Origin of the sequence: Nonomuraea turcica, from assembly GCF_030718205.1 — a bacterium.
GTDB lineage: Bacteria > Actinomycetota > Actinomycetes > Streptosporangiales > Streptosporangiaceae > Nonomuraea.
The window spans coordinates 1-25583 of the sequence record NZ_JAUZQF010000012.1; the positions used below are offsets into that span (position 1 = coordinate 1).

The following is a 25583-nucleotide window of genomic DNA, read 5'->3' on the forward strand; positions in this document are numbered from 1 at the left end:
CATTAACCAGCTCAAACGCAACCGCGCCATGGCCACCAGGTACGACAAGCTCGCTGTCCGCTTCGAGGCCACACTCACCATCGCCGCGATCAACGAGTGGCTCAGTGCCTTATGAAACACGGCCTAGTCGCGGGTTCGTGGTTCAGAGCTTATGTACTTCGTCACGGCGGGGTCGCCGTAGATGGTCAGGAGCGGGTCCACGTCGTCCGTATGGTCGTGACCTTTGCGATCAACGTGCGGCGCCTTCAGGCCAAAACACTCCGATGGGCACGACGCGGTTGTGGGCGGTGGCTAAAACGTCCTGCTGTGCCTCCGTAACCCCTGGAGGGATGCTACGTCTCGCCACTATTCGCAATCGGAGAGTGGATAACGCACGAGGAGCGCTTGGAGTGGAAATCACTTACGCCGATGTCAGCTGGCTCGCCGACGGGTGGGAGTTGGGCGACGTATGGTGTCTGACATTCCTACGAGGTCTGGAAGCGGCGGAGGCGCTACGGCGGTTAGGCGCCGCCGAGGAGAGCATCCGGCCGCTGAGCTACAGGGAATTGACGGATGCGGGACTGTTCCCGCACACGGTTCTGGCTGGGCGTCTTAAGGGTTGGGTCGTGCTCATCGAGCGGAACGGCAGCGAGGCGACAGAACTGGATACAATGCGAGCGCTGTCGGCCGGGACGGAGCTCGTGTCCGTCCTGCGGCACGACTACGCGACCGATCTGTTCGCGTATGCCATCGACGGGGATCGACTGACTTCCTTCGACCCGAGGAAGCCCGCATGGCGGTACGGCAGCGATCCGGATCGCCTCATCGACGCGATGCGGGAGGTAGGTGTTGATCCAACGTTCCTACCGGGAGGAGACGTCGCCGGAGACGAAGCCATCAGCACCGGTGCTCCGACAATGAGCGAAGTACTGATGCTCGCGGCCCGGCTGACCGGCGTCGTGCTGACTCCGGAAGTGCTGAACGGTCCGTTTGTGGGTGGTGTTGTCGGCTCTCAGGCTGACGACAGCCTAGAAGATGGCGATGGGCAGCAGGGGACAACATCGCACACGACTGTCGAGCTGTTTGCGGCGATCCGGCGAGGTGACCCGCAGCAGGTAAACCGCGACGAGGCAAGCGCCCAGGCATAGGCGGCAGCGGACGGCGGACACTGACCGCTGCGCTGAATGTGATCACACCCGGTGCACAGGCGCGGAGCCGCGCGCTTCGTGCACCGCGGCTTGTTCGTCCCTGAGCCGCCGCTCCCAGCGGGCGTGCCCGAGGCCGCCTCCCGCGGCGGCCGCCTCGTGCAGCACGGCGAGTGCTCGGTCGAGGTCGCCCAGCATCCGGTAGGTCCTCGACAGCGCGACCAGGCAGCGCAGCAGTCCGATCCGGTAGCCGTCCGCCGTGATCAGGTCGCGGCCCGCGAGGAGATGGGGCAGGGCCTGCTCCGGGTCGCCCATGGCGAGGTAGGCTTCGCCGAGCGCGAAGCGGATCCCCGCCTCGTGGCTGGCGTCTCCCGCCTCCTTGGCGTTGGCCAGGGCCTCGTGCAGCGGGTCGAGTGCCTTCTCCGGACGCCCCACGCCCACGAGGGCGCCGCCCATGACCATCAGCGCGTACCGTACGCCGACGCGGGCGCCGATGCGCCTGGCCAGCTCCAGCTGACGCTCGGCCCAGGGCAGTGCCTCCTCATGGCGCTCACCCGAGTTGCAGGCGGTGGCGAGGTTACCGAGCGTGCACATCTCGCGGAAAGAGTCGCCGAGTTGCCTGGCGATCGCCAACTCGGCCTGGAAGTGCGCGAGGGCCTCGTCCGTGCGTCCCGTCATGCGCAGGGCGTTGGCGATGTGTCCGTGGGCGAGCATGGTGCTTGCCTCGTCGCCGAGCCGTTCGCCGGCTCGCAGCGCCAGGGTGTTGAGTTCGTACATCTCGGCCATGCGGAAGGTCCGCTCCTGCTCCCAGAGCAGTCCGAAGGCGAGGTTGATGCCGAGCCGGGCGATCGTCTCGTCGGAGGAGCCGAGTGCCTGGCGCGCCGCTGCCATCAGGACGGCCTCCTCCTCCTGGAGCCATGCTCTGGCCTGCGCCGCGTCGCCGACCACGTGCGGAACCGCGTCGACCTGTCCGGCGGCCTGCGAACGGTGCGGGTCGCTGACGTGGCTGGCCAGGCGCGTGGAGGCGGCGTAGTACGACAGCGCGCGGATCAGCGCCTCGCGGGCCCCGGCCGGCCGCAGCTCGCCGGCGAAGAGACGTACGAGGTCGTGCAGCTCGTAGCGGGAGGGGCCGAGGCGATCGAGCAGGTGCGCGTCCACCAGCCGCTCCAGCGCCGCCTCCGCCTCCGGGGCGGTGACCGCGAGCAGCGCGCCCGCCGCCTCCGCGGTCACCTCCGGCACGTGCAACCGGCCGAGCAGCGCCAGGGCGTGCGCGGCCAGCCGGTCCACCGGGCGTGGGCCGCGTTCGAGGGCGGTGTGGCTGGCGGACAGGCTGGAGCGTACGGCCAGGTCGCCCGCGGACAGCTCGTGCAGGCGGCGCCGCTCGTCACTCAGCCGAGCCGTCAGCGCCGAGACGCTCCAGTCAGGACGGCCGGCCAGGCGCGCCCCGGCGATGCGCAGGGCCAGCGGAAGGCCTTCGCACAGGTGTACGAGCCGCGCGGTCTCGCCCGTGTCGGCCGCGACTCGTTCCGCGCCGGCCAGCTTGGCCAGCATCGTGGCCGCCTCCGCCTGAGACATCCGGCCGAGTTCCAGCTGGTAGGCGTCCTCGCTCCAGGACATGCTCTCGCGGCTGGTCACCAGCAGCGCGCTGCCGAAGGGCACCGCCAGCATGGGCCGTATCTGCCCCAGGTCTGCGACGTCGTCCAGAAGCGCCAGCACCCGCCGGCCGTGCAGGCGGCTGCGCCACATGGCGGCCGCCTCGTCGAGGTCCGCGGGCACGGACTGAGCCGGCACGCCGAGCCCCCGAAGGAATCGGCCGAGCATGTCCAGAGCGGTGAGCGGGGGCAGCTCCGGCGTGGCGCCCCGGCAGTTCACATAGAGTTGACCGTCGGGGAAGCGGGCCTTCGCCATGTGGGCGACGTGCGCGGCCAAGGCCGACTTGCCGACGCCTGGCGGGCCGGAGATGATCACGAGCGGGCCGGGTGGGCTGTCGTCCCACGGTGCCAGCCGCTCTTTCAGCCGTACGGCCTCCCTCACCCTGCCCACGAACTCCGCCAGCGGGCGGGGCAACTGATGTGGCACGAGCGTACGTGTCTCAGGATCCCCGGAGGCGTCGGTTCCCGGGCCAGGGGTTTCCGGTCCTCGAGCGGGCGTCTCGGGCGCCTGGGCGGGGGTATCGGGCTTCTGGTCGGGGCGTTCGGCACGTAGCACCATCTCGTGGCACCGGCGTAACCCCTCGCCCGGCGACAGGCCCAGCTCCTCGGCGAGCAGGACCCTGCCCTCCTCGTACACCTCCAGCGCCTCGGCCCGGCGGCCCGAGCGGAGCAGAGCCGTCATGAGCAGCTCCCGCGCCGGCTCGCGCAGGGGATGATGGCGGGTGAGGTCACGGAGCTCGTCGGTAGCCTCCTGGTGACGCCCCAGCCGCAGCAGGACGTCCGCGCGGTGCTCGGCCGCCGCCAGCCGCAGGTCTTCCAGACGGGCGCGTTCCGCCTCCGCGAACAGCCCCGGCAACCCGCTCAGCGCGGTGCCCCGCCACATGGCCAGGGATTGGTCGAGGAGGTGAAGGGCCCGGCGGTCGTCACCGGCGTGCCGCGCCTGGTGCGCCTGGCTCACTCGCTCGGCGAACGACAACGCGTCCACCTGCCCGGGCTCCACGCATAAGACGTAGCCGGCCGGCGACCCTGCCAGCACCCGCGACGGCTCACGGCGTCCCCGGTCCGGCTCGAAGGCGCGACGCAGCCCGGCGATGTAGGTATAGACGCTCTGCTCGGCGTTGCGCGGCGCCCGCTCACCCCAGATTCCGGCGACCAGCCGGCCCATCGGGACGGGACGGCCGGGTGCGGCGGCGAGAATGGCGAGCGCGGCACGCTGTCTGGCCGGGCCGAGGTCGAGGGAGACGGAGCCGCGCACGGCTGTCACCGCTCCCAGCAGGCGAATGAAGATCCCCTCGCTCACGCCAGCCTCCGTCGTCGCCCCCCATCCGTGCCAGGACGGCAGCGTAGTCTCTTTTGAGATCCCGTGAAGAGGGGCCCGAGACGATGTAGATCGAATATAGAGGCCGGTCGCTAAGCTGTCCTCAGCGCTGGGGTGGGGACCCGGAAGAGAGGGCACATGAGGTGCGTTGCCCAAGGCGCGGTGCGGTGTCGAGCCAGTGGCGGGCGTATGCGCCCCCTCTTGCGGAGCTCAGCTCAACAGCAGTCGCTGTTGTCCACCGCTGAATAGAGGGAAGACGCGTCGGCACTTGCGGCCGTAACATTACCTCCAATGGTCGTCGCGACCGCGACCGCGGTGATCAGGGCGGACAGGGCAATACGCATGCGCATGGGGTTCTCCCTCGCCTATGTGGGGGTTGCTCGGACTTCATCTTCTCAGGGAGCGAAAACTGTGACTACATCTGACCTAGTCGGACTCCGCATCAAGACGGTTCGGCGACAACGCGGCCTGTCACAGGCACAGCTGGCGCACCCCGAGTTGTCGGACAGTTACGTCTCGTTGATCGAGAGTGGCAAGCGTACCCCGACCCCGGCGGTTCTGGAGCTGTTGGCCCAGAAACTGGACTGCTCCCTGTCCTATCTGATCAACGGCGTCACCGCAGAGCAGATGGAGGACATCGAGCTGGCCCTCGGCTACGCGCGGCTGGCGCTCGAGAACGGCGAGGTCAACGAGGCACGCACCCGTTACACCGAGCTCCTGTCCAACAACAACCTGACCGGGCTCACCTCTCTTCGTCAGGACACCGAGTTCGGTCTCGCCCTCGCTCACGAGGCGTGCGGAGATGTCGACGAGGCGATCTCCATCCTGCTCAGTCTCCGCGACGAGGAGTTGTCCCCCGAGCGCCGCATCGAGGTCGCGATGGTGCTCTGCCGCGCCTATCGGGACAGTGAGCGGCTGACCGAGGCGGTCGAGGTGGGCGAGCGGATGCTGGTCGGAAACGAGCGCCTTCCCTGGACCGATCAGCTCGTCGAGCTGGGCGCCACCCTGCTGTCCGCCTACTACCAGCGTGGCGACCTGCTGCGTGCCCGCCAGTTCGCGGCCGAGCTCCTCAACGCCGCCGACGTGCTCGGCACGCCCCGCGCCATCGTGGCCGCCAACTGGAATGCCTCCAGCGTCGCCAACATCACCGGCCACGACGAGGAGGCGCTGTCGTTCGCCGAGCGCGCCATGGCCGTACAGGTCGAGAACGGCCAGCCCCGCGCCATCGCCAGGATGCGCCTCGCGCTCCTGCAGAAGCGGCTCAGGGCCCGCCCCCATGAGGCCCAGGCCGTGCGCGACGCGCTCCGCGCGACGGTGGCCGAGTTCGAGCAGACCTCCACCAGCCAGATCGACCGGGCCCGAGTCCACGTGGAGCTCGCGTACGCCGAATACATGACCGGCGACTTGGACAAGGCCGTCGAGCACGCCCTGATCGGCCGGGACCTGCTGCCCGAGTTCGGGCACGCACTCGGCGCCGAGGCCGGCCTCCTGCTCGGCAGGATCTACGGCTCCGTCGGCCGGGCCGATGAGGCCGCCGGGCACGCGGCCTCCGTACGCGACTGGCTGACGCCGCTGCCCGACTCACGCCGTTCCGCCTCCACCTGGTATGCCACGGCGGAGACCATGGAGCAGCTGGGCGACTCCGACGGCACGGTGGAGGCGTACCAGCGGGCGCTGGCCTGCGTGGGGCTGTAGCGCGGTCCGGACCGGGCAGTGGCGTCGGTAGCCTTGAGGATGCCATGAAGACATCCCCGCTCGCGGCACTCGTCGCGATACTCGCCGCCCTGCTCGTTCTCGGCGCCGCCGGGCCGGCGCTGGCGCATGACGCGCTCAAAAGCAGCACCCCGGCCAAGGGGGCGGAGGTCGAGGCCCTGGACGAGGTCAAGCTCGAGTTCAGCGCCACGGTGCGCATGCCGTTCGTCATCGTGCGCGGGCCCGGGGACACCCCGCGGCAGGCCGGTGACCCGCAGGTCGACGGCAAGGTCGTGACGCAGGCGGTGAAGGGGCCGCTGCCGGACGGGAAATACACGATCGCCTACCGGGTCGTGTCGTCCGACGGGCATCCGATCGAAGGGGAGATCCCGTTCACGGTCAAGGGCGCGAAGACGGCGTCTCCAAGCCCTGAGCCGTCCGGTAACGCGTCCGCGACCCCCGAGCCGTCTGGGACGGGGGAGGCGTCGCCGAGTGCGGCGCCGACCGGTGCTTCCGCGCCCGCGGGGCAGGCGTCGCTGGAGGCCGACCAGGCGTCGGCCACCCAGGACGCTGGCTTCCCCGTCTGGCTGATCATCGTGGTCGGCGGGCTCATCGGCATCGGCATCGGCTTCCTCCTCAGCGCACGGAGAAGGAAGCCATGAGCAGGGCGGCGCGTCTCGCGTTCGCGGGAGCGGCGGCCGCGGTCGTCGCGCTGGTGCTCGGCATGATCGCCGGAGGCAGGGCCTTCCCCAGAATCATTCCCGGTCTGCCCGACTCCGGCGCGGTCGTCAGGTGGGGCCTGCCCGTGTCCAAGCTCCTCATGGACGGCGCGGGACTCCTCACCGTCGGACTGCTGCTGATGGCCGCCGCGCTGCTGCCCAACGACAAGGGCGTGCTGGGCAAGCCCGCGCTCCACTACGTCAAGGCCGCCTCGTGGGCGGCGCTGGCCTGGGCCGGCGGGGCGTTCCTCGCGATCGTGTTCGGCGCCGCCGAGTCCATCGGCCGCACCGTGCCCCAGATCCTCGACGGCCCCATCCTCAGCAGCTACGCCACCCAGACCACACAGGGCGTGGCGCTCACTCTGGTCGTGTTGTTCGGCGTGGCGATCGCGCTGTTCTCACGGGGCGCGATCACCGCGGGCGCCGCGGCGGGACTGCTGGTGTTCGCACTGGTGACGCTGCTGCCCGCGCCGCTCACCGGGCACACCTCCTCCTCGCCCAACCACGACCTGGCCACTTCGGCGGTGTCGCTGCACCTGCTCGCGCTGGCTCTGTGGGTGGGCGGGCTGGTCGTGCTGGCCACGCACGCCCTGCGGCGCCAGCCGCAACTGGACGTGGCCGCCACCCGATTCTCCAAGATGGCCCTGTGGTGCTACATCGGGGTCGGGCTGTCCGGGGTGTTCAGCCTGGTCGCCCGGCTGGGCGCGGTGTCCGACCTGTGGACCTCCGAATACGGCGTGCTCGCCGTCGTGAAGATCGTCGCATTCGTGCTGCTCGGCTACGTGGGCTACTGGCACAGGGGGCGCACCCTGGCCCAGCTCGCGTCCGGCAGGCCCGGGGCGTTCACCCGGCTGGCCGGCGGCGAGACGCTGCTCATGCTCGCCACCGTCGGCGTGGCCGTCGCGCTGTCGCGCACGCCGCCGCCCGACTTCAGCATCCCCGCCGACCGGGCGTTCGAGCTGCTCGGCTTCCCCCTCCCGCCGGAGATCACCGTGGCGAACGTGTTCGCCCTGTGGTGGTTCGACCTGTTCTTCGCCGTGGTGGCCGCCGTGCTCGCCGGGCTCTACGGGATCGGCGTACGCAGGCTCGCGCGGCGCGGCGACCGCTGGCCGCCGGGGCGCACGGTCTCCTGGTTCGCCGGCGTCGCGCTGCTGGTGTTCGCCACGCAGAGCGGGCTGGCCAGATACGCCCAGGTCATGTTCGACATTCACATGATCGAGCACATGACCCTCTCCATGATCGTGCCGATCTTCCTCGTCCTCGGGGCACCCGTCACGCTGGCCCTGCGCGCGCTCAAGCCCGCTGCGAGGAAGGGCGACCGGGGACCGCGGGAGTGGATCACGACGATCCTGCACAGCCGGTTCACCAAGGTCGTCACGCATCCCCTCGTCGCCACGTCCATCTTCATCGCCTCCACATACGCGCTCTACTTCACGCCGCTGTTCGAGTCCGCCATGACGGAGCACCTCGGGCACATCTGGATGACCCTGCACTTCCTGATCAGCGGGTGCCTGTTCTTCTGGGTGATCATCGGGGTGGACCCCGGGCCCAACCGGCTCCCGCACGTCGGGCGGCTGCTCATGCTTTTCGTCACCATGCCGTTCCACGCGTTCTTCGGCATCGCGCTGATGATGATGGGCACGGTGATCGCCTCCGGCTGGTACGAGCAGCTCGGCCGCACCTGGGGCGACACCCTGCTGCAGACCCAGCAGGACGGCGGCGCCATCGCGTGGGGGTTCGGCGAGATCCCGACGCTGATCGTGCTGCTGGCCATCGCCGTGCAGTGGTACAAGGACGATTCCCGGCAGGCGCGGCGCTCCGACCGCAGGGCCGAACGGACCGGCGCGGGAGATCCAGAACTCGACTCCTACAACGCCTATCTCGCCCGTCTCAACCGCGCTGACAAGGGCGAGTAGCGGTTCGGCCATGCCCTCCTATCTTCCAACTACAAGTCTCTGGACCGCCAGGTAGCCTTTCTCTCAGGGGAGACGGGCATAACCTCGTCAGCTAGCGAGCGCAGCCTTGAGGGGGGATTGCGCACCGCCAGTGAGAGCGCCGGAGTGGGGACCGGCGCCGGCCCGGGGTGCCGAGGAAGGCGAGAACCATTGTCGGAAGAGACACGCATGCGCGGGGGGCAAAGCCTGGCCGAGGCGCTCGAGAGCTACCTCGCCGAATGGTCGGAACGCACCGGGATCGCCGTTGAGACCTGGGCGTTGCCGGCCACCGACGTCCCATCCCGCGTCTCCAGCAGCGTCATGGCCACCCTGCGTGAGGCCCTGGACAACGTGGAGCAGCACAGCAGGGCCAGGATCGTGTCCATCGCCGTGACGGTCGGCAAGAGCGGGTTGCGCATGACCGTCAGCGACAACGGCCAGGGTTTCCCTGCGACGGGGGCGGGACGGGGGATCGCGCGGATGCGGGCGGCGCTCGCCGAGGTCGGGGGCAGTTTGTCGGTCAACAGTGTGCACGGCGAAGGCACCACGATCACCGGGGTGGTGCCCACACAGCGTCACTGAGCGTGCCGGATTGGAGCGTTGCAGTCACGGAGGTCTGTTCCGCGCTGCCGCCGCCGCGGGTCTGCGGCGCCGGCGGCGCGTCGGCAACCGGCCGGAGCTGCGGGCGGCGGTGTTGGATTACGGGAGGGTGAGGATTTCGCTGCCCGATTCCGTGACCACGATCGTGTGCTCGAACTGGGCCGTGCGCTTGCGGTCCTTCGTCACCGCGGTCCACTGGTCCGGCCAGATGTCGTACTCGATCGTCCCCAGCGTGAGCATCGGCTCGATCGTGAACGTCATGCCGGGCACCAGCTCCACCCGCAGCGTCGGGTCGTCGTAGTGGGGGACCATCAGGCCGGAGTGGAAGCTCGTGCCGATGCCGTGGCCGGTGAAGTCGCGGACGACGCCGTAGCCGAAGCGCTTGGCGTACGCCTCGATGACCCGCCCCACCACGTTGAGCTGGCGGCCGGGGGCGACCGCCTTGATGGCGCGCATCGTCGCCTCGCGGGTGCGCTCGACCAGCAGCCGCGACTCCTCGTCCACCTCGCCCACCAGGAACGTCGCGTCCGTGTCGCCGTGCACGCCGCCGATATAGGCGGTGATGTCGACGTTGACGATGTCACCGTCGCGCAGCACGGTGTCGTCGGGGATGCCGTGGCAGATCACCTCGTTGATCGAGGTGCACAGGGACTTGGGGTAGCCCTTGTAGCCCAGTGTGCTGGGATAGGCGCCGTGGTCGAGGAGGAACTCGTGGCCGATCCTGTCGAGCTCGTCGGTGGTGACGCCCGGCTGGACGTGCTTGCCCACCTCCTCGAGCGCTTGGGCGGCGATCCTGCCCGCCACCCGCATCCGCTCGATGATCTCGGGGGTCTTCACGTCGGACTCGCCGATCTTGGGGCGCTTCTTGCCGACGTACTCCGGCCGCTCGATGTGGGCGGGGACCTTTCGCAAGGGCGAAACTCGCCCTGGCTGGAGCAGTGTCGTCATGAACTAGGAGTCTACGGGGCAGAATTGACCTCGTGAGCGAAGGCCAGTGGTGGTTCTGTCTCAAGCACATGCGGGTCGAGCCCGAGCAGGGCTGCCCCAACAAGGACCGGATGGGTCCCTACTCCTCCGAGCAGGAGGCGGCCGGGGCACTGCAACGCGCCGCCGAGCGCAACAAGGCATGGGACGAGGCCGACGAGGACGACGATTAGGCAACGATGGCGTAGGCCCGGACGGGGAAGGTCCCCATGCCGGCGATCATCGGTGGCGCGGCATGGAAGCGGAAGCCCTCGCCGGGCAGCTCCGCCAGGCCCGTCAGGTGCTCCACCAGCGGGATCCCCGCCTCCAGCAAGATCGTGTGGGCGGGGCGCTCGCCGTGCGGCGGGGTGTCGTCGATGTTGAGCGAGTCGATGCCGACCAGCGCCGCGCCCTGCTCGGCCAGCCACTTGGCCGACTCCGGCGCCAGGTAGGGGTGGCCGTGGGTGTAGGCGTCGGTGCCGAAGTAGCGGTCCCAGCCGGTGTGGATCAGCACGGCCTTGCCGCGTACGTCCAGGCCCTGGTCCAGGACCACCTCCCGCGGTCCCTGCGCGCGCACGACGAGTCCCGGGAGATCGGCGAGCTTGGTCAGCGGCACCTGTGACAGGTCGGGGCCGTCGGCGTAGCGGTGGTAGGGCGTGTCCAGGTAGGTGCCGGTGTTGGCGGCCAAGGTGATCATGCCGATGTGGAACTCCGTGCCGGGCGCGTACACCTCGCGGGAGTCCTCCCGGCTGAGATGCACGCCCAGCTTGGGGCCGGGGATGCCGGGATAGGTCACCATGCCGTCGACGATGCGATGGCTGAGCTCGACGATCATTTGGCCACTCCTACGCGTGCGAGTTTGATCAGGGCCACCCCGCCGATCGCGGCCCACACCAGGTTGAGCCCGGCCGAGGGCCACGCGGCGCTGTAGGCGCTGTTGACCATGAGACCGACCGAGCCGAACAGGTTGAGCAGCTGGTATGCCACCCCGTCCCCGGAAAGGCGGGACGACGATACCAGGGCGTAGCCGAGCAGGAGCGCGGCGGCGCCCGCCCACCCGATGACGGCGAGGAGCAAATCCATGGGCGCCATTGTCCGGAAATTTGGCGCTGAAGCACAAATAAAGAAACCTAAAGGTGGTCGTAAGCTAACCTTCATGGACATTGATCCTCGGCGGCTGCGCGTCCTGCATGAGGTCGCCCGCCGCGGTGGCGTGATGCGGGCCGCCGAGGCGCTCCACCTGACCCCCTCCGCGGTGTCGCAGCAGCTCGCCCAGCTCGAGCGCGAGGTCGGGCTGGCGCTCATCGACCGCTCCCAGCGCAGCGTCTCGCTCACCCCGGCCGGGCGGGTGCTGGCCGGGTACGCCGAACGGGTGGAGGAGGAGCTGCTGGAGGCCAGGCGGGAGCTCACCCGGTTCACCGAACGGCTGGCCGGGCCCGTGCACATCGCCGCGTTCCCCACGGTGATCACGCACGTGCTGGTGCCGGCCATGCGGGAGCTCGCCGTACGGCATCCCAAGATCACACCGATCATCCACGAGATCTACGGCCAGCCCGCGCTGCAGGAGCTGCGGATGGGCGCGGTGGACGTGCTCATCACCGAGCAGGACATGGGACTGCCCGCGCTGTCGCAGCCGTCGCTGAGCACGCGCCTGCTCTACGTGGACGAGTACCGCATCGTGCTGCCGCCCGACTGGCCGGACCCGCCGCGTGCCTTCGCCGACCTGACGGAGGTGCCGTGGGTGGCCGGGGAGCCGAGCCAGGCGACCGGGCAGGCGCTGGAGCGGCTGGCGGGGCTGCACGGGTTCGAGCCGCGCAGGGTGCACGTCATCACGGAGTTCGGGCCGACGCTGGCGCTGGTGGCGGCTGGGCACGGGGTGGCGATCGTGCCGGCCCTGGCCCTCCTGGACGTGCCCGAAGGCGAGGTCCGGGTGAGCGGGTTGCGGGATGTGGGGGCGCGGCGGCTGGACGCCGTGACTCGGGTCAGCCGTACGAGGTCGGGGGAGCCGGACCCGGTGCAGGCCGTGGTGATCGGCGCGATCGAGGAGGCCACGGCGGCCCTGGCGACGCCTCTCAGCGGCCGTCTGCGCACCCCCGAACCGCTCGACTCGTAGCCGCCCGGCTCCTGGACCTGCTCGGCTCCTGGACCCGCCCGGCCGGACTGTGCCTGGTCGGGCTGTGTGGCTGGCTGGTGCTCGGCTGGGCCGTGTGGCCGGACGGTGTGGCCGGTGTGGTCGGGGGACGGGGACGGTCGGCGGTTGGCCGCGTAGTGAGGGCTGCGGCTCAGTCGGCCAGTTGGGGGCCGCTGACCTTCTCCAGGAGGCGGGCCAGGCGGGCGCGCAGGCCGAGCCGCTGCTCCACCTCCCCGGCCGCCGCGCTCACCAGATGCTGCGCGCCGTCGAACGTCACCAGCCCGTCCCGCGGCACCGCGATCCTGTCGTGCGCCAGACCGGCCAGCTCCGTGTCGCCGCCCTCGATCGCCAGGATGGTCGCGCCCGTGTGGCGGGCGTCGTTCACCCGCTCGAGCAGCGGCACCGGTGCCTGCTGCTCCGACAGCACGAACAACGTCTCGCCCCGCGCCGCCTGCTCCAGCCGGTCGAGGCCGACGCGCAGGTGGGCGGGCGCGTCGAGGGGCGGCGCCCAGCGCACCAGGGTGGGCGTCAGCTGCGGCAGACCGGAGAACCGGGCCTCGTCGCCGAGATGCGCGGTCAGGTGCCATGGCTCGTCGTCAGGGGTGCCCACCAGCAGCAGGCCGCCGGGGGAGCGGGTGGCGCGCAGGGCGTGGCCGAGCTCGCGGGCGCGTTCGAGCCAGCCGGTCTGGGCCAGGAGTTCGCGCAGAAGGGCTACCGATCCTGAGTCCATGGGTTCCATGGTGCCTGACGAGTCCGTTCGGGGGAGCTGTTTCGCGAGTGATGTATTGACACAAGCTGTGTTTCTCCGTCATTTCGGGCCTTGACATGGAGTTACCCTCGGGTAACGATCGGCTCGCGGCGCCGCCGTCCCAAGTCGAGTGATCCTTAGGGAGAGGGGCGGCACATGAACTTACGTGTCCGCGTCAGCGTGTCCGTGATCCTGTTATTGATCGTGTCCCTCACCACGGCCCCCGCGCGCGCCGCGACGGCGGGAGACGTGGTCTCCGCACAGCCCACCACCGTCTACCTCCTGCCGGGGAAGCTGCTCGAGGTGCCGGTCAACGCCTGGCACATCCTCTACCACTCCACCTCCGCCATCGGCGCGCTCAACGCGGTGTCCGGCACACTGCTCGTGCCCAAGAGCGCTTACCCGCTGGGCACGCGCCCGATCATCGGGTACGCCACCGGCACCCACGGCCTTGGCGACCAGTGCGCCCCGTCCGTCAGCATGAGCGAGGGCAGGGAGGCCGAGCTGGCGCTGGTCAGCCTGTTCCTGCTCAAAGGGTTCGCCGTGGTCGTGACCGACTACGAAGGCCTCGGGACGCCGGGGCAGCACACCTACATGGCGGGGATCTCGCAGGGCCACGCCGTGCTCGACGCGGTCAGGGCCGCCATGCGGGTGCCGGCGGCCGGGCTGTCGACCCGGGCGCCGGTCGCCGTCATGGGCTACTCTCAGGGCGGCGCGTCGGCCGGGTGGGCCGCTCAGCTGCAGCCCGCCTACGCGCCCGACCTCAGGCTCAGGGGCGTGGCCGCGGGCGGCGTGCCCGCCGACCTGCGCGCCGTGGCGAGCCACCTGGACGGCGGCGAGAACTTCGGGCTGGCCGCGGCCGCCGGGGTCGGGCTCGACGCCGCCTACCCCGAGCTCGACCTCGAGGCCGATCTCAACGACCGGGGACGGGCGCTGCTCGCCGACGCCGCCGACGACTGCGTGGGGGACCTCGACAGGCTCGCCGGGCTCCGCTTCTCGGACCTGAGCCCGATCGACCTGCTCAACCAGCCCAAGTGGCTGGCCCGGCTGGCCGAGAACCGGCTCGGGGCGGTGACGCCGCGGGTGCCGATGTTCCTGTACCACGCCAGGGGTGACGAGATCATTCCGCTCGCGGTGGGGTCCACTCTGCGCTCGGAGTACTGCCGGGCGGGGGTGAACGTACGGTGGATGGCGCTGCCCGCGCCCGATCATGTCACGGGGGCCGTTGAGGGTGGGCCGCTCGCCATCGAGTGGCTGACGCTGCGGATACTCGGGCTGCCGGCGTTCGGCAACTGTTAGCGGCCTGCGATCGCACAGCCGGGCCCTGGCCCTGTCCCGGGCCCGGCTGTGACTTGCCGGTGCTGCCGGCTGTTGAGTGGCCGATCATCCTGCTGGCGACGGGCCGGCGCCGCACGGCGCAGGCCGGGCGCTGGAAGGCGGCGGGCGGTGGCGGAGGGTGTGGGCGGCGGTGGGGTGGGAGCGGGGTGCTGGCATGATGCGGCATATGACTGACGTGAACGGGCTTTCCATCGGCATTCTCGGCGGCACCGGCGACCAGGGGAAGGGGCTGGCGCGGCGGTTCGCGCTGGCGGGCCATCAGGTGCTGATCGGCTCGCGCAGCGCGCAACGCGCCCAGGACGCGGCCGACTCCATCGGGTCGGGCGTCACGGGTGGTGAGAACGCCGCCGTGGCCGCCCAGGCCGACATCGTGATCGTGGCGGTGCCGTACGAGGGCCACAAGGCGTTGCTGGAGTCCCTGCGCGCCGAGCTGGCAGGGAAGATCGTGGTGGACTGCGTGAACCCGCTCGGGTTCGACAAGCAGGGCGCGTACGCGCTGCCCGTCGAGGAGGGCAGCGCCGCCCAGCAGGCCGCGGCGGTGCTGCCGGACAGCCGGGTGGTGGCGGCCTTCCACCACGTGTCGGCCGTCGTGCTGATGGATCCGGCGGTGGACAAGGTGGACCTGGACGTCCTGGTGCTGGGCGACGACCGGGAGGCGACCGACACGGTGCAGGCGCTGGCGGACGTCATTCCGGGCGTGCGCGGCGTCTACGGCGGCCGGCTGCGCAACGCCCACCAGATCGAGGCGCTCACCGCCAACATCATCTCCGTCAACCGCCGCTACAAGGCGCACGCGGGGCTGCGCATCACCGACATCTGAAGATCACAGCCAGCGGGCGTTCATCGGCGATCCGGATGGCGTCGATCTTGTTGCGGATCGTCGTGCCCTGCCCGGCCGGTCAGCCCGAATTCACGACTTGCGCGACAGCTTCAGCAGCGCGTCCGTGACGCCTTCTGGGTCGACGATCTGGTGCAGGTGGTTGCCGGGGACGCGGGTCACCGGCCAGCCCCGCCGGTGCGCCTCCTCGGCGACCTTGTCGTACGGAGGCCCGAACCACAGGCACGAGCACCTGACCTCGTCCCACCCGGCGGGCACGGGGATGGACTGTGTGTAGTAGTCGAGCGGCAGCCGCGGCTGCTCTCCCGCGACCCGCACGCGTACGGCGGGATCGGGCAGCATGGCCACCACGTCCTCCTCGTCCCACCAGTCGGTCCAGCGCGGCAGCACCCCGTCGGGCCCGGCCAGATCGTGCAGGAACGGCAGGAAGCCGTCGTCCGCGACCTTGATCAGCCCGTCGCGGGGCGGGATGTGCGCGTCGGCGAACACGCACGCCACCACGCGATCGCCCAGCCCCTCCTTGATCAGCGGCAGGAAGAATCCCGCGTTGCTGTGCCCCACCAGCACCACCGGCGTGTCGGGCGTGGCGTCCCTGACCGCCGCCACCACCCGCGGCCAGTAAGGCGGCCCGCCGACGGAGATGCCGGTCACTTCGGGCACCACGGCGGCGTGTCCGCGGCGCTGCAGCGACTCGGCCACGGGAGTCCAGGTCGACGGTCCGACGGAGGGGCTGTGCACGAGGACGAAGGTCTTCTCGATAAGAGTCGTCTCCACACGTCCCACACTTTCAGACGATGAGGGTGTGGCGGGAGGCCGTGCGCCCCGCTCCGTCGAAGACCGCCCAGGCCGCGGCCAGGTTGTTCACCGCTCGCGAAAGCTCGTCGGCCGGGAACAGGAAGTGCAGCCGCATGTGGTCGGCGTGCCCGCCCAGCGGGTCGAACGATCTGCCCGGCGGCACCGCCACCCCGTGCCGCAGCGCCACCTGGGAGAAGGCGTCCGCGTCGCCGCGCGGGATCCGTACCCAGATCGTCTGACCGCCGTGGGCGGGCTCGAACGACCACGACGGCAGGCTCCCGCGCAACTCGGCGCACAGGTGGTCGTGGCGCTCGCGGAGCCCGCGCACGCGGGCCGCGCGCACCTCCTCCAGGCGGCGCAGCAGCGCCGCGGCGGCGAGCTGGCTGAAGACCTCGCCCCCGAGGTCGTGCACGGCCCGCAGCCGGGCCAGCCGGGAGATGAGCGGCGCCGCCGCGCGGATCCAGCCCACGCGCAGCCCGCCCCAGACGAGCTTGCTCAGCGAGCCGATCGTGATGACGTGCTCGCCCTGTCCGGCTCTGGGTCCGAACGCGGCCAGCGGGGGCGGTGTCTCGCCGGAGAAGCACAACTCGGCGCAGACCTCGTCGTCGATCAGCGGCACGTCGTGCTCGCCGGTCAGAGTCACCAGCCGCCTGCGGTCGTGGTTGGCCATGACGGCGCCGTCCGGGTTGCGCGCGGTGGGGACGAAGTAGGTGAACGCGGGACGTTCGCGCAGGGCGTAGCGCAGCTGCTCCGGCGTCACGGGCTTGACCACGGCGGCGGCGTGCCTGAACACCTCCAGCGAGCCCGGGTACGTCGGCGACTCGGTCAGCACGGTGTCGCCCGGCGCCGCCAGCAGCGCGGTGAGCAGCGTGAGCGCCTGCTGAGCGCCCGTCGTCGTGATGATCTCCTCCGGCGTCGTCGGCACGCCGCGGGCGCAGTAGTAGTCCGCCAGCGCGGCGCGCAGTTCGGCGTTGCCCGCCGGCTGGTAGCCCAGGTCGCGCACGCCGGCCAGCCGCGCCCCCGCCTCCTCGTACGCCTCGAACAACGCCTGCGGCGGATCATGGGGAGCGGCGCACGTCAGCAGGATCACCCCGTCCGGCGGGTGCAGGATGTGCTGCAGCAGCGGATTGGCGACCACGCCGTCGGCCGTCCGGGTCGCGGACAGGTCGAGCGGGGCCACCCGGGTGCCGCTGCCCTGGCGGCGCACCACGCGGCCTTCCTGCTGCAGCAGGTCGTACGCCGCCACCACGGTGCCCCGGCCCACCGCGAGCCGCTTGGCCAGCACCCGGTCGGGCGGCAGCGCGTCGCCCGGTGGGAGCACGCCGTCGTCGATCAGCGCCCGCAGCCGGACCGCCAGCAGCAGGTAGAGCGGGCCGCGTCCCGACGCCCACCGCCCCAGCAGATCGACGAGGTCATCCAGATTGGCCCCATTCATGAGCCAATTCTGCCCGATTGGCTCTGACGTTGAATCCCCGCACGGGAAATCATGGCCACATGACCGATTTCCGCCCCGAGACCAGAGCCGTCCACGTCCCTCAGCCGCTCGTCGAGGGCAGCCGCCCGATCACCATGCCGATCTACCAGACCTCGGGGTTCGTCTTCGACGACCCCGCCGTGATGGCCGACGCGATGGGGCGTCCCGACGGGGCGTTCGTGTACGGGCGCTACACCAACCCGACCGTGCGCTCACTGGAGCTGGCCGTCGCCGGGCTCGAGGGCGGCGCGGCCGCCATTGCCGCGGGCTCCGGCATGGGCGCGATCAACACCGTCCTGCTCGGCCTGCTCCAGCCCGGCGACCACCTGATCGCCCAGCGGTCGCTGTACGGGGGGACGGCCGCGATGCTCAACGAGCTGGTGGGCAGGTTCGGGATCACGGTCACGTACGTGCCCGAGAACGATCCCGCCGCGCTGCGCGCCGCCGTGCGGCCCGAGACCAGGCTCGTCTACCTGGAGACGATCAGCAACCCGATGACGCTGGTGGCCGATCTGCCCGGGATGTGCGGGGTGGCGCGCGAACTGGGGATCCCGTCCGTGGTGGACAACACGTTCGCCACGGCGATGCTGTGCCGGCCCTTCGAGCATGGGGCGGACATCGTCATCCACTCGACCACCAAATATCTGTCCGGACACACCGATGTGGTGGGCGGCCTCGCGGTCTTCGCCGACACCGCGCTCTACGAGCGGATCTGGCACTTCGCGATCGAGCTGGGCGCCTCGGCCGACCCGTTCGCGGCCTGGCTGACGCTGCGCGGGCTGCAGACGCTCGCGCTGCGCATGGAACGCCACTGCTCCAACGCCGAGTTCCTGGCCACCCGGCTGGCCGAGCACCCCGCCGTCCAGGCGGTGCACTGGCCGGGGCTGGCGTCGCATCCGTCGTACGAGCTGGCCGGCAAGCTGCTGCCCGGCTTCGGCGGGGTGTTCTCGTTCGACCTGGCCGGCGGGCGGGCCGCGGGCGAGAAGTTCATGAGCTCGGTACGCCTCGCGCTGCTCGCCCCCTCACTCGGCGGCGTCGAGACGCTCATCCTGCACCCGGCCACCACCTCGCACCGCGCGCTGAGCCCGGACGAGCTGGCCAGGAGCGGGATCGGCGAGGGCACGGTGCGGATCGCGGTGGGCATCGAACATCCCGAGGACCTCTGGGCCGACGTCTCCCAGGCGCTGTCGTAGCGTTCCTCCGTCTTAGGGTGTGATTCCATGACTGCCGTCGCGTATGAGGATGTGCTGGCCGCCGCCGGGCGGATCTCCGGGCTCGTGCTGCGCACGCCCATGCTCGAGGTCTCGCCCGGGCTGTTCCTCAAGCTGGAGCTGCTACAACATTCCGGATCGTTCAAGGTGCGCGGGGCCTTCAACCGGATGTTGTCGGCGGGTGCCCTGCCGGACAGCGGGGTGATCGCGGCCAGCGGGGGGAACCACGGGCTGGCGGTGGCGTACGCCGCGAAGGCGCTGGGGGTGCGGGCCGAGATCTTCGTGCCCGAGGTGACCAGCCCGGTGAAGGTGGCCGGGCTGGCGGCGCTGGGGGCGGATATCACGCAAACGGGGGCCATCTACTCGGACGCCGCGGAGGCTGCGGCCAAGAGGGCCGCCGAGACCGGTGCGCTGAGCGTGCACGCCTACGATCAGCCGGAGGTGGTGGCCGGGCAGGGGACCACCGGGCTGGAGATCATGGAGCAGACCGGGGGCGTGGACACCGTGGTGGTGGCCGTCGGAGGCGGCGGCTTCGCCGGGGGGATCACTGTGGGGACGGCCGCGCGGTCGGCCGGCGAAGCCGGCGCGGCGGGTGCGGCGGGTCCGCGGATCGTCGCAGTCGAGCCCGAGCGCATCCCGACCCTCCGCGAGGCCCTCCGGGCCGGCGGGCCGGTGCCGGTCGAGGTCGGTGGGGTGGCGGCCGACGCCCTGGGCGCGAGCCAGATCGGCGGCCTGGCCTTCGAGATCCTCTCGGGGCCGCGGGTGGAGAGCGTGCTGGTGAGCGACGAGGCGATCGTGGCGGCCCGCCGGACGTTGTGGGAGCGGCACCGGCTGGTGGCTGAGCACGCGGGCGCGGCGGCGTACGCGGCGCTGCTGTCGGGCGCGTACACGCCGAGGGCGGGGGAGCGGGTGGCCGTGGTCGTCTGCGGTTCCAACACCGACCCCGCCACCCTTGGCAACTCCTGACCGCGTCCTCCTGCCCGCCGAGCCCGATCCGCCCCAGCCTGCCGCGCCGGACCCGATCTGCCCTCGCCTGCGCGCCCGCCGGCGGCCCTCGCCTGCGTGCCCGCCGCCGGTCGCGCTTGTAGGCCCTTGGGGCGGCCGGCCAGCGTGCTATGGCCCGGTGCCCGCTCGGTCCGCGGTTGGTGTGACGGCGCCGCAGGGCGTGCCGACCGGGTGGGTCGGCCGTCCGCGGGTCGGCGTGGCGTCCGTGCGGGTGGGTCGGCTGTCCGCGGGTCGGCGTGGCGTCCGTGCGGGTGGGTCGGCCGTCCGCGCGTCGGCGTGGCGTTCGTGCGGCCGGGTCCCAGGTCGCTGAGGCGGGGACGGGTCAGGTGTAGGTGTGCTCCGGGGCCGGGAAGGCGCCGGAGGCGACCTCGTCGGCGAAGGCCCGGACGGCGCGATCCATGTCGGCGGCCAGGTCCGCATACCGCTTGACGAACTTGGCCGGGCGCGGCGTCAACCCCATCAGGTCCTGCCACACCAGCACCTGCGCGTCCGTCGCCGCCCCCGCCCCGATGCCGATCGTCGGGATCGCGAGCGACGTCGTCACCCGCTCCGCCAGGTCGGCCGGCACGCATTCCAGCACCACCGAGAACGCCCCGGCCCGCTCCAGATCCTTGGCGTCCGCCATGAGCTCGTCGCCCGACTGCCCCCGCCCCTGCACGCGGTAGCCGCCCAGGACGTTGACCGACTGCGGGGTCAGCCCGAGATGCGCCATTACCGGCACGCCCGCCGCGACCAGCGCCTCCACCTGCGGCAGGATCCGGCGGCCGCCCTCCAGCTTGACCGCGTGGGCGCCCGCCTCCTTCATGAAGCGTGCCGCCGACTCCAGCGCCTGCTGGGGCGAGGACTGGTAAGACCCGAACGGCAGATCCGCGACCACGAGCGCGCGGGACGACCCGCGCACGACGGCCGCCGTCAGAGGCAGCAGGTCATCGACCGTGACGGGGAGCGTGGAGTCGTAGCCGTAGACGACCATGGCCGCCGAGTCGCCCACCAGCAGAACCGGGATGCCCGCCGCATCGAACACCCGCGCCGTCATCGCGTCGTAGGCGGTGACCATGGGCCACCGCTCTCCGCGCTCCTTGGCGGCGGCGAGATCGCGGACGGTGACACGGCGCCCGGAGACGCCGCCGTACAGCGTGGTTGAAGAGGACATGCGTAAACCCTCCGGAAAACGTCTCGAGGCGCCCCAGTGGCGTCCCCGGACTCCTTCTGATGATGGCACGGGCGGAAAACCTGTGGCGAAACTGTCGGTGCCTGTTGCCACAATCAACGTGGAGGTAATCAACGACATGGCTCTCGTCCCTTACCGACGCCTGCTCAAGATCCGGGGCGTCCCCACGTTGCTGCTGGTGGGGCTGCTGGCCCGGGTTCCTGCCACGGCCACGGGCATGGCACTGACCCTGCACGTGGCCGTGGTGCTCGAGCTCGGCTACGCCAAGGCGGGGCTGGTCACCCTGGCGAGCACGATCGGCATGGCGGTCGGCTCGCCGTTGTCGGGAAGGCTCGTCGACAAGCACGGCCTCCGTCCCGTGCTTGCCGTCACCACCGTGGCGCAGGCGGCGTTCTGGGCGTGCGCGTGGACGCTGCCGTTCCCCGTCCTGCTCGTCGCGGCGGCTCTGGCGGGGCTGCTGGCGCTGCCGGTGTTCAGCGTGATCAGGCAGTGCCTGGCGGCCATGGTGCCCGTTCCGCAGCGGCGCACCGGCTTCGCGCTCGACTCGATCCTGGTCGAGATGTCCTACATGACGGGGCCGGCGCTGGCGGTGGCCGGCATCACGACGCTGGGCAGCGGCGTGACCATGGCGGTCGTCGGGGCCGGCATGACCGCCGCCGGGCTGGGGCTGATCATGCTCAACCCGCCCACCCGATCGGCCGACGAGAAAGAAAGCAGGGAAGAGCAGTCGGGCGTCAGGCTGCCCAGGCGCCAGTGGTTCACGCCGGCGTTCGGGGCGCTGCTCGGCACCGTGGCGGCGGCCACGTTCGTGCTCACCGCGAGCGAGCTCGCCCTGGTCGCGACCATGACCCAGGCTCACCAGACCGCGTGGGTCGGCCTCGCCGTGGGCATCTGGTGCCTCTACTCGCTGATCGGCGGTCTGGTCTACGGCGGCCTGTCGCGCGGCTTCACGCCCCTGACGCTCATCGGGGGCATGGGCCTGCTGACCATCCCGGTGGGCTTGGCGGGCGGCGACTGGCGCTGGCTGATCGTCGCCCTCCTGCCTGCCGGGTTGCTCTGCGCGCCGTCGCTGTCGTCCACCGTCGACGCCGTCAGCGGATGGGTGCCGGCCCGTGCCAGAGGTGAGGCGATGGGCTTCCACGGCACCGCTCTGCTGATCGGCGGCGCCGCTTCGGCTCCGATCGCCGGGGCCGTCATCGACGGCGTCGGCCCGGCTTGGGCGTTCACGGTGGCGGGGCTGGTCGGGGTGGCCATGGTGCTGGTCGCCTTGCCGTTCTGGCGGCGCCGTCCGCAGGGGGCTTCCTCCACACCGGCCGAGGACGTCGCACAGGGGACACCAGCTCCGGTTCCTTCCACGGCGAGCTGACGCACGCTCGTCGCGGCACCGGTTGCAGGGGCGTCGGTGCCGCACAGGCTGCGGGCGGAACGGAGGCACGCCCGGAGTTCACATGGAGTTTACGAAACGGGACCGTTGCGTATCGGAATAGCTTGCGATACGGTGTCGTTGCGAAACTCAGACGTATCGAAATTAAGGATGCCTCCCATGGATGCAAACGCAGGACATCCACGCCGATGGGCGATCCTCGGCGTGCTGGTCTTCAGCTTGCTGGCGGTCGTGCTCGACAACACGATCCTCAACGTGGCGATGAAGACGATCGCCGACCCGGTTGAAGGGCTGGGGGCGACGCAGAGTGAGCTGGAATGGGCGATCAACTCCTACACGCTGGTGTTCGCCGGGTTGTTGTTCACGTTCGGTGTGATCGGTGACCGAACAGGCCGCAAGCGGATGTTGTTCATCGGCATGGCGCTGTTCGGCCTGGCCTCGCTGGCCAGCGCCTACGCCCAGGATCCGATGCAGTTGATCCTGGCCAGGGCGGCGATGGGCATCGGTGGTGCGGCGATCATGCCGGCGACCCTGGCCATCATCTCCAACGTCTTCCCACCCAGCGAGCGCGGCAGGGCGATCGGCATCTGGGCCAGCGGTGTGGGGCTCGCGGTGGCGATCGGCCCGATCACCGGCGGCCTGCTGATCGAGAACTTCTGGTGGGGCTCGGTCTTCCTGATCAACGTGCCGATCGTGATCATCGGGTTGTTCCTCATCGCCGGCATCGTGCCCGAGTCGAGAGACCCGAAGCCGTCCAGGCTGGACCCGGTCGGCGTGGTGCTGTCGATCATCGGCCTCGTGGCCCTCGTGTTCGGCATCATCCGCGGCGGCTACCTGGGCACCGTGGCGAGCGCCGAGGTGATCGTGCCCACGCTGCTCGGCGTGGCGGTGCTGGGCGCGTTCGTGTGGTGGGAGCGGCGCATCGACCACCCGGTCTTCGACGTGCGCAACTTCTCCAACGTCAAGTTCAGCTCGGCCATCGGCATGATGGGCATCGTGTTCTTCGCGATGATGGGCGGGATGTTCTTCCTGACCTTCTACCTGCAGGCCGTGATGGGCTTCACCCCGCTGCAGGCGGGCGCGCTGATGATCCCCTTCGCCGCCGCGCAGCTCATCTTCGCGCCGCTCAGCCAGCGGGTGAACGAGCGGTTCGGGGCCAAGCTGTCGGCCACGGTCAGCATGAGCGTGGTGACCGTGGCGCTGGCCAGCTACGCGCTCATGGACCAGCACACGCCGATCCTGCTCATCGAGGTCATCTTCTTCGTCCAGGGCGCCGCGATGGCCAACATCATGCCGCCCGCCACCACCGCCATCATGGAGGCGCTCCCCAGGGAGAAGGCCGGGGTCGGCTCGGCCATGAGCAACACCGTCCGCCAGGTCGCCGGCGCGCTCGGCGTGGCCGTGCTCGGCTCGGTGCTGTCGTCCAGCTACCGCGGCGAGATGGCGCCCGCGCTGGCCGCGCTGCCCGCCGACGTGCGGCACTCCGCCGGTGAGTCCATCATGGCCACGCTGGGCGTCGCCGAGGGGCTCGGCGGGCGGGGCGAGGCGCTGATCCAGCCCGCGTTCACCGCCTTCGTGAACGGCATGCACGTCACGGCCCTGGTGTCGGCCGCGATCGCACTGTTCGGCGTCGTGGTCGTGGCCAGGTGGATGCCGGGCAAGCCGCGCCCCGTGGAGCAGGTGGAGGGGCTGAAGGAACCCGCCACCGTTTGACGTCCTCCCCCGCCTGATCCGGGCGGGGGATTCAGCCCATCTCACGCCAAGAGGAGGACAAGTGAACCGGTGGCAAGATCGGGAGGCCGACGTGCCGCGCCGTTCCCCGCGCCCTCCCTTGACCGGGGGAGGGCGAAGGCACGGTGGAGATGTACGGTGAGACCGCGATGACGATCCAGGAAACAGGGGCCGCCCGTCCGGCCGGGCGCCCGCGAAGCGAGAAGGCCGAGAAGGCCATCATTGACGCCACCCTCGATTTGATCAGCGAGGGCATGGGCATCTCCGAGCTGTCCATCGAGGCGATCGCGTCGAGGGCGGGCGTCGGCAAGACGACGATCTATCGGCGCTGGTCCAACAAGGAGGACCTGGTCGTCGACGCGCTCTCCACGCTCAAGGCGCCGGTGCCGCCCCTCGCCGGCACGTCGGTGCGGGACGATCTGATCAGCCTGCTCGACGCGATGCGGCAGGAGCACGGCAACAAGCGCAGTCGCTGCGTGATGAACATCGCGATGAGCGAGGCCGATCGTTACCCGCAGTTGCTGGAGCGCTTCGTCAAGCGCGCCGTCGAGCCCCGCAGGCAGGCGTTGCGCGGCGTGATCGAGCGCGGCGTCGCCTCCGGCGAGCTCCGGGCCGACGTCGACGTCGACTTGGGCATGGCCATCCTCTCGGGCGCCATGCTGTGGCACACCAAGTGGGGTCCGGCCGGGGACCTTCCTGTCGATCTTGCCGAACGCATCGTTGATGCGGCTCTGGCGGGCATGGCCCCGTAAGCGGGGACCGTACGCCCGCCGGCCGCGCGGTGCCAGCCCGGCCTGCGTCCAGCAGGTCTGCCGCCAGAACGGGCTCTACCGGATTTCGGCGCGCCCGGCGGTGCTCGCCTCGGCGAGTGGCGTGGCGCGGTTGAAGCCTCTGATGAGCAGCCAGAGCGCGAGAACCATTTCGTTCACCGCCAGCGGGACGATGAGGATCGTGTGCAGCGGTGCGGAGAGGCTGAGCACGCCGAACATGACGAGGAGGCCGTCGGCCAGGTACGGCGCCACCGCGATCAGCGCCCAGGCCGATATCAGCCGGGGAACGATCGACGACCGGTAGAGCACCCAGTTGAGCAGCAGGACACTCAGGCAGAAGAAGATCGAACTCACGGGATGTCCCCAGTCGGCGTAGGTCTGCGTCAACGAGTACGCCGTCTGGAGGCGGGCGTCGGCGTTCGGCGAGCCGGGTGGTAGGGCGTCTCGGCTGACGGCCACCACCATGAGCGGACCGACCGCGCCGGGAAGCAGGAGGACGACCTCGACCGTCCTCGAGACGGCGTACCCGAGCGCCAGCGGTTCGCTGCGCTCCTTCAGCACGGGAAAGATCAACGGTGGGATCATGGCGATGGCGGCGGCCATGATCAGTACCATGAGCGCACCCATGGTCGTGGTGCGAGCGCCCTGCATCACGGACTCTCGCGAGATTTCTGTGTCTGGTTGCCCGAGGAACACCACGCTCAGCACGCCCGCAGCCGTCGCGATGAGGAAAAGGACACCGACGGCTCGTGCCGTCGTCCGCCTGCGCATACCCTGGCTCCTATGGTCCGATGTCGTCCGATCGGAGGCTCGGTCCGGCCTGCCGGCTCCGGCAGCACTGCCGGTCGCACGCCCACCGTTGCCGAGCCCGGTGTGCCAGTGGTTGGCCGGCGGTGTGCGTGCGGTTGGGGCTATTGCGCCGCCGTGTTGCCCGCGTGCCCTGGCCGTGGCAGGCTCGGCTGAGATCGAGGTTCAGGGAGCGGCC

Annotated in this window: 24 protein-coding genes; 14 read left to right on the top strand and 10 right to left on the bottom strand. The window is 70.7% G+C overall.

Features of this window, described 5'->3' with window-relative positions; translation table 11 throughout:
* The first annotated feature begins 389 nt into the window (after positions 1–389).
* Positions 390–1127, top strand: a complete 738-nt coding sequence (locus Q9G87_RS29305; RefSeq protein WP_305919729.1) for a DUF6461 domain-containing protein — start codon at positions 390–392, stop codon at positions 1125–1127.
* Positions 1128–1169: 42 nt separating this feature from the next.
* Here Q9G87_RS29305 and Q9G87_RS29310 read toward each other — a convergent pair whose 3' ends face one another.
* Both Q9G87_RS29310 and Q9G87_RS29315 read right to left on the bottom strand, forming a co-directional pair.
* The gene (locus Q9G87_RS29310) at positions 1170–4076 is read right to left on the bottom strand and encodes an AfsR/SARP family transcriptional regulator (RefSeq protein WP_305919730.1); all 2907 of its coding nucleotides are present in this window, start codon (positions 4074–4076) and stop codon (positions 1170–1172) included.
* 233 nt (positions 4077–4309) lie between these two features.
* Positions 4310–4444, bottom strand: a complete 135-nt coding sequence (locus Q9G87_RS29315) for a hypothetical protein (protein WP_305919731.1) — start codon at positions 4442–4444, stop codon at positions 4310–4312.
* A 61-nt stretch (positions 4445–4505) separates the two neighbouring features.
* On the opposite strand from Q9G87_RS29315, the gene Q9G87_RS29320 reads away from it, so the two are divergent.
* The 4 genes from Q9G87_RS29320 (at position 4506) to Q9G87_RS29335 (ending at position 9021) form a co-directional block, all read left to right on the top strand.
* On the top strand, positions 4506–5789 hold the full coding sequence (locus Q9G87_RS29320; protein WP_305919732.1) for a helix-turn-helix domain-containing protein: 1284 nt from the start codon (positions 4506–4508) through the stop codon (positions 5787–5789).
* Between the two features lie 44 nt (positions 5790–5833).
* Positions 5834–6448, top strand: a complete 615-nt coding sequence (locus Q9G87_RS29325; RefSeq protein ID WP_305919733.1) for a copper resistance CopC family protein — start codon at positions 5834–5836, stop codon at positions 6446–6448.
* Entirely contained in the window at positions 6445–8421 is a 1977-nt protein-coding gene (locus Q9G87_RS29330; RefSeq protein WP_305919734.1) for a cytochrome c oxidase assembly protein, read from the top strand. Before Q9G87_RS29325 ends, Q9G87_RS29330 begins: the two co-directional genes overlap by 4 nt.
* Before the next feature lie 207 nt (positions 8422–8628).
* Positions 8629–9021 (top strand): sensor histidine kinase, encoded by a 393-nt coding sequence (locus tag Q9G87_RS29335; protein WP_305919735.1) that lies wholly within the window; start codon positions 8629–8631, stop codon positions 9019–9021.
* Between the two features lie 117 nt (positions 9022–9138).
* Here the strand turns inward: Q9G87_RS29335 and map are convergent, their stop codons facing one another.
* Positions 9139–9987, bottom strand: coding sequence for a type I methionyl aminopeptidase (map, locus tag Q9G87_RS29340; protein ID WP_305919736.1), 849 nt, complete (start codon positions 9985–9987; stop codon positions 9139–9141).
* A gap of 32 nt (positions 9988–10019) precedes the next feature.
* On the opposite strand from map, the gene Q9G87_RS29345 reads away from it, so the two are divergent.
* On the top strand, positions 10020–10196 hold the full coding sequence (locus tag Q9G87_RS29345) for a hypothetical protein (RefSeq protein ID WP_305919737.1): 177 nt from the start codon (positions 10020–10022) through the stop codon (positions 10194–10196).
* Here the strand turns inward: Q9G87_RS29345 and Q9G87_RS29350 are convergent.
* Positions 10193–10837: a cyclase family protein gene (locus Q9G87_RS29350; RefSeq protein ID WP_305919738.1), complete on the bottom strand. Its 645-nt coding sequence runs from the start codon at positions 10835–10837 to the stop codon at positions 10193–10195. The genes Q9G87_RS29345 and Q9G87_RS29350 overlap by 4 nt on opposite strands.
* Complete coding sequence (locus tag Q9G87_RS29355) at positions 10834–11085, bottom strand: CBU_0592 family membrane protein (RefSeq protein WP_305919739.1); 252 nt, start codon at positions 11083–11085, stop codon at positions 10834–10836. Before Q9G87_RS29355 ends, Q9G87_RS29350 begins: the two co-directional genes overlap by 4 nt.
* A gap of 73 nt (positions 11086–11158) precedes the next feature.
* On the opposite strand from Q9G87_RS29355, the gene Q9G87_RS29360 reads away from it, so the two are divergent.
* Complete coding sequence (locus Q9G87_RS29360) at positions 11159–12115, top strand: LysR family transcriptional regulator (RefSeq protein WP_305919740.1); 957 nt, start codon at positions 11159–11161, stop codon at positions 12113–12115.
* A 169-nt stretch (positions 12116–12284) separates the two neighbouring features.
* Here the strand turns inward: Q9G87_RS29360 and Q9G87_RS29365 are convergent, their stop codons facing one another.
* On the bottom strand, positions 12285–12863 hold the full coding sequence (locus Q9G87_RS29365; protein WP_305919741.1) for a hypothetical protein: 579 nt from the start codon (positions 12861–12863) through the stop codon (positions 12285–12287).
* Between the two features lie 174 nt (positions 12864–13037).
* Here Q9G87_RS29365 and Q9G87_RS29370 point away from each other — a divergent pair, with 174 nt between their 5' ends.
* Together Q9G87_RS29370 and npdG are read left to right on the top strand one after the other, a co-directional pair.
* On the top strand, positions 13038–14180 hold the full coding sequence (locus Q9G87_RS29370) for a lipase family protein (protein WP_305919742.1): 1143 nt from the start codon (positions 13038–13040) through the stop codon (positions 14178–14180).
* Positions 14181–14385: 205 nt separating this feature from the next.
* The gene (gene npdG, locus Q9G87_RS29375; protein WP_305919743.1) at positions 14386–15039 is read left to right on the top strand and encodes an NADPH-dependent F420 reductase; all 654 of its coding nucleotides are present in this window, start codon (positions 14386–14388) and stop codon (positions 15037–15039) included.
* A 90-nt stretch (positions 15040–15129) separates the two neighbouring features.
* Here npdG and Q9G87_RS29380 read toward each other — a convergent pair whose 3' ends face one another.
* Together Q9G87_RS29380 and Q9G87_RS29385 are read right to left on the bottom strand one after the other, a co-directional pair.
* Positions 15130–15831 carry an alpha/beta fold hydrolase gene (locus Q9G87_RS29380; RefSeq protein WP_305919744.1) on the bottom strand — a complete coding sequence of 234 codons (702 nt, stop codon included), beginning with the start codon at positions 15829–15831 and terminating at the stop codon, positions 15130–15132.
* Between the two features lie 13 nt (positions 15832–15844).
* The gene (locus Q9G87_RS29385; RefSeq protein ID WP_305919745.1) at positions 15845–17287 is read right to left on the bottom strand and encodes an aminotransferase-like domain-containing protein; all 1443 of its coding nucleotides are present in this window, start codon (positions 17285–17287) and stop codon (positions 15845–15847) included.
* Positions 17288–17346: 59 nt separating this feature from the next.
* Between Q9G87_RS29385 and Q9G87_RS29390 the strand changes: the two genes are divergently transcribed.
* Both Q9G87_RS29390 and Q9G87_RS29395 read left to right on the top strand, forming a co-directional pair.
* Positions 17347–18519, top strand: coding sequence for a trans-sulfuration enzyme family protein (locus Q9G87_RS29390; RefSeq protein ID WP_305919746.1), 1173 nt, complete (start codon positions 17347–17349; stop codon positions 18517–18519).
* Positions 18520–18546: 27 nt separating this feature from the next.
* Positions 18547–19503: a serine/threonine dehydratase gene (locus Q9G87_RS29395; RefSeq protein WP_305919747.1), complete on the top strand. Its 957-nt coding sequence runs from the start codon at positions 18547–18549 to the stop codon at positions 19501–19503.
* A gap of 361 nt (positions 19504–19864) precedes the next feature.
* Here Q9G87_RS29395 and panB read toward each other — a convergent pair whose 3' ends face one another.
* Positions 19865–20695, bottom strand: coding sequence for a 3-methyl-2-oxobutanoate hydroxymethyltransferase (gene panB, locus Q9G87_RS29400; protein WP_305919748.1), 831 nt, complete (start codon positions 20693–20695; stop codon positions 19865–19867).
* 136 nt (positions 20696–20831) lie between these two features.
* Between panB and Q9G87_RS29405 the strand changes: the two genes are divergently transcribed.
* The 3 genes from Q9G87_RS29405 (at position 20832) to Q9G87_RS29415 (ending at position 24580) form a co-directional block, all read left to right on the top strand.
* Positions 20832–22079, top strand: a complete 1248-nt coding sequence (locus Q9G87_RS29405; RefSeq protein WP_305919749.1) for an MFS transporter — start codon at positions 20832–20834, stop codon at positions 22077–22079.
* Between the two features lie 177 nt (positions 22080–22256).
* On the top strand, positions 22257–23810 hold the full coding sequence (locus Q9G87_RS29410) for an MFS transporter (RefSeq protein ID WP_305919750.1): 1554 nt from the start codon (positions 22257–22259) through the stop codon (positions 23808–23810).
* Between the two features lie 167 nt (positions 23811–23977).
* Positions 23978–24580, top strand: a complete 603-nt coding sequence (locus tag Q9G87_RS29415) for a TetR/AcrR family transcriptional regulator (RefSeq protein WP_305919751.1) — start codon at positions 23978–23980, stop codon at positions 24578–24580.
* Between the two features lie 75 nt (positions 24581–24655).
* Here Q9G87_RS29415 and Q9G87_RS29420 read toward each other — a convergent pair whose 3' ends face one another.
* Positions 24656–25369: a DUF4386 domain-containing protein gene (locus tag Q9G87_RS29420; RefSeq protein WP_305919752.1), complete on the bottom strand. Its 714-nt coding sequence runs from the start codon at positions 25367–25369 to the stop codon at positions 24656–24658.
* Between the last annotated feature and the right edge of the window lie 214 nt (positions 25370–25583).